This window comes from Sphingomonas sp. 66-10 (genome assembly GCF_001897045.1).
Lineage (GTDB): Bacteria > Pseudomonadota > Alphaproteobacteria > Sphingomonadales > Sphingomonadaceae > Sphingomonas > Sphingomonas lycopersici.
The window spans coordinates 72,727-81,128 of record NZ_MKRR01000137.1; the positions used below are offsets into that span (position 1 = coordinate 72,727).

Genomic DNA, 8,402 nt, shown 5'->3' on the forward strand with positions numbered 1-8,402 from the left:
GATAGCAAAAGATGAAACCTCATACCGGCAAATGATCGAGCCCATGATCCTCGCGGCCGTCCGAAACGCTGGTCGACAGCTTCTCGCCGCGGAAGAATGCCGGTTTCCATATCGCCATCGCCGTCATGATGACGACGCCGATCAGGATGATGCCCATGCCGAGGATGAAGACGAGCCCGATGCCGTGGACCTGCGAGCCGCTGCCGAACGCGGGATCCATGCTGTCGACGATCGTCGTGCAGAACAGCGCCGCCAGCGCGATCCCGCCGAGCAGCGGGCAAATCAGCTGGTTGAAGAGATTTGCCGGCGATACGAACCACTGCCGCCTAAAATACCATACCGAGGCAAAGGCCGTCAGGCTGTAGTAGAAACAGATCATGATGCCGAGCGCGGTGATCGTATCCCAAAGCACATGCGCCGACAGGAAACGCATCACCGCATAGAATAGCGACGATACGAACGTCGACGTAAAGATCGCATTACTCGGCGTGCGATATTTGGGATCGATCCGGGTCAGCGCGTCGGGCAGGGCGCCATAATGGCCCATTGCCAATAATGTCCGCGAAGGACTGACGATCGTCGATTGCAGCGAGGCGGCGGAACTGGCCAGGACGCAAATCGAGATAAGGATCGCCGACGTCCCCATGATCGGCGCCGCGAGCGCGAGAAACGCGTTGCGCTGGATTTCGGGATTGCCCAGCCCGAACCGGCCGGTGCCCAGCCCGGCGAAAGCGATCGAGGCGGTGGAGGCGAACACATAGAGCAGCATCGTCGTGACGACCGTCGCCGTCGCGGCGCGCCCCGGCGTGGAGCGCGAGCCCTTGGTCTCCTCGTTCATCGTCAGGGTCACATCCCAGCCCCAGAAGATGAAGATCGAGAGCGACAGCCCCGCCGCCACCGCGCTGAACGTCGGCGCGGCCAGGGGGTTGAACCAGTCGAGGCGAACGGGAAGCGGATCGAACGCCGCGCCCGCGTGGATCTTCACGAACGCTTCCACGGCGAACAGGGTGAGGACGACCACCTGAAAGCCGACCAGGACATATTGGAACGCCTTGGTCACCTCCATGCCGCGATAGGAGATGATCGTCGCCACCCCCATGAACGCCAGACACGTCGCGACGTTGATGAACGGATTGGCGCTCAGCTCGGTCAGATGCGGATTGCGGAAGATCTGCGACAGCATGAGATAGAAGAAGTCCACCGCGATGCCGGCGGTGTTGGAAAGGACCAGGATGGTCGAGGCGACCAGCCCCCAGCCGGCCAGCCAGCCGATCCGCGGCCCGAACGCGCGCGTCGCCCAGGTGAAGGAGGTCCCGCTGTCCGGCATCGCGCGATTGAGCTCGCGATAGCCGAACGCCACCAGCAGCATCGGCAGGAAGCCGATCAGGATGATGGCGGGTGTCTGCGGCCCGACCTTCGCGACGATCGGCCCCAGCGACGCGGTCAGCGTATAGGCCGGCGCGACGCAGGAGATCCCGATCACCGTCGCGCCGAGCAGTCCGATCGAACCGGCGGACAATCCCTTGGCCGACAGGCCGTGACGTTCATCGCTGTAGGTTGCCAATGGACTGGACTCCTGTCGGATCCGCATTTGCGAGAAAACGGGCATCGTCGCGCCGACGCGCGCGGCGGGGATGGCAGGCTCAGGCAAGCAGCTCGCCGACGGCGCGATGGGCCTGGTCGATCGCGCTGTCGGTATAAGCGGCGGCCCCGCTATCCGAATTCGCGATCGCGATGCGGCCGAACCGCGCGCGCCCGATCACATGTGGACGCTGGCTTTCGGGCGCATCCCACGGATCGTAGAGCGGGTTATATTCATAGGCATAGCCATGCGGCCAGCGATTGACGATGATCGCATCGATATCGCGCGCCGCATCGAACCCGCCCGGCGCCAGCGCCCGGTTGAGCTGATCGCGCATATGGCGTTCGAATGTCTCGAACGAGGTGCCGAGCAACTCCGCCCGACCGGCGCGATGCTGGTCGCGCTCGGTCGGCAGCCCGGGCGCGGCGGGGGTGCGCACGAACGTCACCACCGCGGGCTCGTCCGGGGTGCCGGGATAGGCATAGCCGCCGATCGATTGGGCGGGGGCGAGCGAGAAGGAGGAGAAATAGCCGCCGGGGCAGGAAACCTGCTCGATCCCCAGCGTCGCGAAGGCACGCCAGTTGTGGATCGCGCAGCTCGCATAGACCAGCGGCACCTTGACCAGTTCGTGCAGCGCCGCTTTCTGCGGTTCGGGGAGGTCGGGCACGATATAGGGGATCATCATATTGTATCCCGCCATGACGCAGGCAGCGCCGCGCACCCGATAGGCCTTGCCGCCGCGCATATAGACGAGATCGACCCCCGCCCCTTCATTCGCCGCATGGACCACCACGCTCGACAAACGGATGCGCACCGCCGCATCGGGGCGATCGAGCGCGCGATAGTCGAACGGCGCCGTCACGATATCCTGCGGCGTCGCGCCGGGGGCTGCGCCGGGCACCAGCCGGCGCACGAGCAGCCGCGCGATGCTCGCATTGCCGTCAGGGAAGTGGAAGGTATAGGAGCCGCCGGTCGCGCTATAGCCCGCCGCGGTATTGCCCATCCGCTCGGTCCGGCGGCGATCCAGCCCCATTCCCTGAAACCCGGGAAGCCCGATGCCCCAGCAGTCGAGCGCCGGCTCGGCATCGATGCCGAGCCCCCATTCGCCATGAGTGCGCTTCTGATAATAAGGCAGGACGCCGGGATCGGCCTTGACGACGTGCACCAGAAAATCGGCATAGGAAAGGCGCGAAAGCCGATCCATCTTCTGCTCGATCGACAGCCCGGGGAGATAATCCTCGCGCCCCGTTTCGATCCGCACGATATCGCGGCGCACCGCCTCGCTCAGCGGCGCCTGCGCCAGCGCCGCCGCCAATGCCGCCGCATCGGGCGCCCCGCCGCGCCCGCTGCCGCGCGGCATGCGCACGAGCTTGTCGGCGCCGAACGTCTCCTTGTCGAAAAAGATCGCCGCGCCGAGGCCGAGATCGCGATAGACTTTCGACCGGTCGGCCGACGCCTCCAATGCGTCGGGATCGATCCCGAGATCCTTGATCAGCCCGGCCGCCTCGGGACTATAGGGGCGCGGGCTGCTGATCAGCATCGTGCCGCCGTTGGTCAGCATCACGCGGCCGCCGAGGCGATATTCGTTGCGCTTCGCGTGCCCACCGAAATCATCGTGGTTGTCGAGGATCAGGATGCGCGCATCGGGGCGGCGCTGACGCCAGAAATAGGCGGCGGAAAGCCCGCTGATCCCCGCCCCCACCACCACCAGGTCATAGTCTTCACCGGTCGGCGCGGCCGCCGCGAGCGGCGTTCCGTCACGCAAGGCATGCGCCTGCTCGAACGAGCCGGGGTGGCTGCCGCGCAGGCCCGTGCGGGTCGGCGGATAATAGCCGGCCGCATCCTGCGATGCGGGCTGCGACGCGGCGCCGGCGGCATGGAGAGGGTCGACCGCGAGCGCCGCGAGCGCCGACGCGGTCATCGCCGCTCCCTGGAGAAAATCCCGGCGCTCGATGCGCCGGTCCATCCCCAGGCGGGCGTCACCCTCCTCGGCCATCATTCTTCCCCTCGTTCCTGATCGGGCGCCTCGGTCGTTGCCGCGCGCTTCTGTTCTTACGCATTTCTGAGATACCAATCGTAGTCGATCGGCGGGATCTCATCGAAGAACCGTGCCTGTTCGGTGCGCTTCACCGCGCTGAACATCCTGACGAAACGCTCGCCGAGATAATCTTTCAGCACCTCGGAACGCTCGAACAGATCGACCGCGGCAAACCAGTTGGTCGGCAGATACTGCCCCGATTCGCGCGCCGCGGCATAGCCGTCGCCGACCACCGCCGCGCCGGGATCGATGCGATTGGCGATCCCGTAATGCGCGCATGCCAGCACCACCGCGAGCGTCAGATGCGGGTTGGCGTCCGCCCCCGCGACGCGGTGCTCGACATGCCGCGTATGCGGCAGCCCCGCGGGGACACGCAGCGAGACCGTCCGGTTGTTGACGCCCCACACCGCGGCCTGCGGCGCATAGGAATTGGCCTTGAAGCGCCGGTAGGAATTGGCGTTCGGCGCGAAGATCGCCATGCCCTCGGGCAGCAATTGCTTCATCCCGCCGATGGCGTGACGCAGCAATTCCGATCCCTCGGGGTTCTCGCTCGCGCAGGCATTGTTGCCCTCGCGATCGTTGAAGCTGACATGGACGTGGAAACCGCTGCCGGCGCGATCGGCGAACGGCTTGGCCATGAACGTCGCCTCGCACCCGTGGTTGAGCGCGATCCCCTTGGCGGCGCGCTTGTACATCACCGCCTCGTCGGTGGCGCGCAACGCGTCGGGGCGGTGCTTGAGCGTCAATTCGAGCTGGCCGGGCGAATATTCCGAGATCACGCCTTCGAGCGGAATCCCCTGCGCGTCGCACACCGCCCACAAATCGCGCAGGAACGGCGCCTGCTCCTCGATCTCGGGCAGGCCATAGACCTGGTGGTGGCGCGGCGGCAGCTTGTTGAAGCGCGACCGCGGCAGCTGGATACCGCCCTCCGCGGTCCGCTCGGCATCGACCAGATAATATTCCAGTTCGCAGGCCGCGACCGGGGTCAGGCCGTCGGCGGCGAAGCGATCGAGCACGCGGCCGAGAACGTGGCGCGGATCGAGATCGTTCGGCGTGCCGTCTAGCTCGTAGAGCGACAGCATCACCTGGCCGACGTCCGGCCCGAGCCACGGCGCCGGCACCAAGGTGCCCGGAACAGGCTTGCCCAGCCGATCGGCGTCGCCGTCCTCCCATACCAGCCCGGTCTCCTCGCAATCCTGGCCGGTGATGTCGTTGACCAGGATCGATCCGGGCAGGAAGCGCCCGTAATCGTAGACGTTGCGCATCTCGTGCCGGCGCAACCGCTTGCCGCGCGGCACGCCGCTCAACGCGGTGAACAGGACCTCGAAGAACTGGATATCGGGGTGGGCGGCGAGAAACGCGTCGAGTTCGTCACCGGCGGCTTGATCGGTCATCGTTTTCAGGCATCCCGAATGGTGAAGGTCACGGATTTCAAATCGGCATATTTATGAAGCGCGTGGAGGCTGCGGTCACGCCCGAAGCCGGATTGCTTGAACCCGCCGAACGGCATCGTGATATCGCATGCGTCCCAGCCGTTGACCCACACCAGCCCGGCATGAAGCGCGCGCGAGACCTTCATCGCGACATCGATATTGGCGGTCCACAGCCCGGCGGCCAGCCCGAAGACGGTATCGTTGGCGATACGGATCGCCTCGTCCGCATCGTCGAACGTCAGCACCCCCAGCACCGGGCCGAACACTTCCTCGCGCGCCAGCGTGGAGGCCGGGGTGAGATTGTCGAAGATCGTCGGCTCGAGATAGAAGCCGCCGCTTTCCGCGCGCGCCCGCGCGCCCCCGAGCACCAGTTCGCCGCCCTCCGCGAGGCCTTTCGCGATGTAGCGCGTCGCGGTGTCGAGCTGCTCCTTGCTGACCATCGCGCCGAAGCGGGTCGACGGATCGAGCGGATCGCCGACCTCGATCGCCCGCGCGATCTCGATCACCCGCGCGACGAAGCTCTCCTTGATCTCCTTCTGCACCAGCAGCCGCGACGCCGCGGTGCACACCTCGCCCTGATTGTAGAATATCCCCCAGACCGCGGCCTGCGCCGCCGCGTCGAGATCGGGGCAATCGGCGAAGACGATCTGCGGCGATTTGCCGCCGAGTTCGAGGCTGACGCGCTTCAAATTGCTCTCGCCCGAGGCAATCATCAGCCGCCGCCCGACCGCGCCCGAGCCGGTGAAGGCGATCATGTCGACATCCATGTGGCGCGACAGGGCCTGTCCCGCGGTCTCGCCGAAACCGGTCACGACATTGAACACCCCCGGCGGGATCCCCGCCTCCAACGCGAGTTCCGCGACGCGCATCGCGGTCAGCGGCGATTGCTCGGCGGGTTTCAGCACCACGCTATTGCCCATCGCCAGCGCGGGCGCGACCTTCCACATCGCCATGTGCAGCGGGAAATTCCACGGTGTGATCGCACCGACCACGCCCAGCGGCTCGTGCACCGCATAGGACAATTTGCCGCTGTGGTTCGGGCCCACTTCGCCGTAGATCTTGTCGAGCGCCTCGCCATACCAGCGGGTCGTGCCGATCGCGAGCGGGACATCGACAGTCAGCGCGTCGGAGATCGGCTTACCGGTATCGAGCGCTTCCATCAGCGCGAGATCCTCGCGATCACGCTCCATCAGCTCGGCCAGCCCGAGCAGCGCCTTCTTCCTCGCAGCAGGCGCCAGCGCCCGCCAGCGCCGGTCGCCGAAGGCCGCGCGCGCGGCGCCTACCGCGCGATCGACATCCGCCGCGCCGCAGCTCGGCACGCGGCTGAGGATCGAGCCATCGCGCGGCGTGACATTATCGAAGACCGCGCCGTCGGCCGCCCCGACCAATTGCCCGTCGATGACGCAATGCGCAGGCAGCACGAGTGCGGCGGCGCGCGCCTGAACTTGCGAGAGGCTCTGCATGGGGCATGCATAACTGTGATCACTATATTTGCAAGCGCGATTCTCTCGATTGCCGAAAGTTTTACGCGAGGCCGACGCAGGGAAATTAAAGGACGACCGGCGCGCCCGCTCGCCTGGCGCTCCCGAACCGCAGCTTGGCACGTCGCTTTCACATCAGCCTGCTATCACAGTTTAGAAGGGATCGCCGTGCGGCGGGCCGGCGGCGCACGATCCATTCGGCGAGCAACCGGACGCAAAACAGGCGCTATCCTTCGCACCCGTTTGCCAATAAAGCGTGCCAAGGAGGTCCCTGGCTGATGGACGCTGTTACAAATCCGCTCAAATCACACGACACCAAGGCCGAGAGCGAGACGGCGACCGACTCCCTGCTTCGCTCCAGCGTCTACGAGGAACTGCGATCGCGGATGATCACCGGGAAGATCGTGCCCGGCGTGAGCCTGTCGACCCGCAGCCTCGCGCTGGAGATGGGGGTGAGCCAGATGCCGGTGCGCGACGCTTTGTCGCGGCTGGCGGCCGAAGGCGCGGTGCAGATCAGGTCGAAGCGGCGCATCGAAGTATCGCCGATGACGTCCGAGCGGCTCGACGACATCCTCGACAGCCGGCTCCTGCTCGAACCGGAGGCGGCAGTCTACGCATTGCCCAATATTACACCGGCGATTTTCAAAACCTTGAAAGAGATCGATGCATCGCTCGATCAGGCAATGGAAGACGGCGATGTCGTGCGGTACATGGAATATAACTTTCGTTTTCACTTCACCATCTATCGCGCCAACAACCGCCCGGTGCTCAATCGACTGATCGAGAGCTTATGGCTTCAGTTCGGCCCCTTCATGCGGGTCGTCAACGGCCGCTACGGGACGGCCAATCTCGTCGACCAGCATCGCATGGCGATGGACGCGATTCAGAGCGCCGACGCCGATGCGCTGCGCGATGCGATCGCGGCCGATCTGCGCGACGGCATGGGCCTGCTGATACGCGACACCTTCTCGAAAGCCTGAATTCCCGGCGCGGCGGCGCGGGCGTGAACGAAAAACGCCCGCGCATTGCGCGGGCGTCGTAGCAATGGCGGTGGCGCGGCGGGATTATCCCAGCGCGGCCAAAGCGGGCGCCGCCTCGTCGAGCGACTTGCCGATAATGTCGACGATGTCGTCGATTTCCCCGTGGGAGATCGTCAGCGGCGGGCTCATGACGAGGCTGTCGCGGACCGCGCGCACCATGAGGCCGTTGGTGATGCAGATGTCGCGCACGATCCGCCCGGCCGGCCCCTCGCTGCCGCCGAAGCGCTGATTGGTTCCCTTCTTGGACACGATCTCCACCGCGCCGATCAGCCCGAGCGACCGCGCTTCGCCGACCAGCGGATGCTCGGCGAACGCCGCCATGCGCCGCGCCAGATAGGGGCCGGTATCCTCCCGCGTCCGGCGTACGAGATCCTCATTCTCCATGATCTCGATGTTCTTGAGCGCCACCGCGGCGGCGGTGGGGTGGCCCGAATAGGTGTAGCCGTGAACGAAATCGTCGCCGACCGCGCGCAGCACCTCGACGATATGATCAGCAACCCCCACGGCCGAGATCGGCAGATAGCCCGATGACATCCCCTTGGCCATCGACACAAGATCGGGCTTGATGCCGAAATGCTGGAAGCCGAACCACTGGCCGAGCCGGCCGAAACCGCAGATGACGTCGTCGCTGACCAGCAGGATGCCGTATTTGCGACAGATCGCCTCGACCCGCGGCCAATAGGTTTCGGGGGGAATGATCACCCCGCCGGCCCCCTGTACCGGCTCCCCGATGAACGCCGCGACGCGCTCCGGCCCCACTTCGAGGATCTTCTGCTCGAGCGCATCCGCCGCGGCCTCGCCGAACGCGCGCGGATCTTCGCCGAAACC

Annotated in this window: 6 protein-coding genes; 1 reads left to right on the forward strand and 5 read right to left on the reverse strand. The window is 65.8% G+C overall.

Annotated elements, in window-relative coordinates; translation table 11 throughout:
• Positions 1-19 precede the first annotated feature (19 nt).
• The 4 genes from BGN95_RS18795 to BGN95_RS18810 all read right to left on the reverse strand — a co-directional run bounded on the left by BGN95_RS18795 (position 20) and on the right by BGN95_RS18810 (position 6,516).
• Positions 20-1,564 (reverse strand): APC family permease, encoded by a 1,545-nt coding sequence (locus tag BGN95_RS18795; RefSeq protein WP_286773650.1) that lies wholly within the window; start codon positions 1,562-1,564, stop codon positions 20-22.
• A gap of 79 nt (positions 1,565-1,643) precedes the next feature.
• A complete protein-coding gene (locus BGN95_RS18800; protein WP_286773651.1) occupies positions 1,644-3,578 on the reverse strand; it encodes an NAD(P)-binding protein in 1,935 nt (644 codons plus the stop codon).
• Between the two features lie 56 nt (positions 3,579-3,634).
• Positions 3,635-5,014: a glutamine synthetase family protein gene (locus tag BGN95_RS18805; protein WP_265311416.1), complete on the reverse strand. Its 1,380-nt coding sequence runs from the start codon at positions 5,012-5,014 to the stop codon at positions 3,635-3,637.
• A 5-nt stretch (positions 5,015-5,019) separates the two neighbouring features.
• On the reverse strand, positions 5,020-6,516 hold the full coding sequence (locus BGN95_RS18810; RefSeq protein ID WP_286773652.1) for an aldehyde dehydrogenase: 1,497 nt from the start codon (positions 6,514-6,516) through the stop codon (positions 5,020-5,022).
• A 134-nt stretch (positions 6,517-6,650) separates the two neighbouring features.
• Between BGN95_RS18810 and BGN95_RS18815 the strand changes: the two genes are divergently transcribed.
• Entirely contained in the window at positions 6,651-7,514 is an 864-nt protein-coding gene (locus tag BGN95_RS18815; RefSeq protein WP_286773653.1) for a GntR family transcriptional regulator, read from the forward strand.
• Between the two features lie 84 nt (positions 7,515-7,598).
• On the opposite strand, the gene BGN95_RS18820 is transcribed toward BGN95_RS18815, so the two are convergent.
• Positions 7,599-8,402: aminotransferase class III-fold pyridoxal phosphate-dependent enzyme (locus BGN95_RS18820; RefSeq protein WP_286773654.1), on the reverse strand; the 804-nt coding region annotated here is incomplete at its 5' end.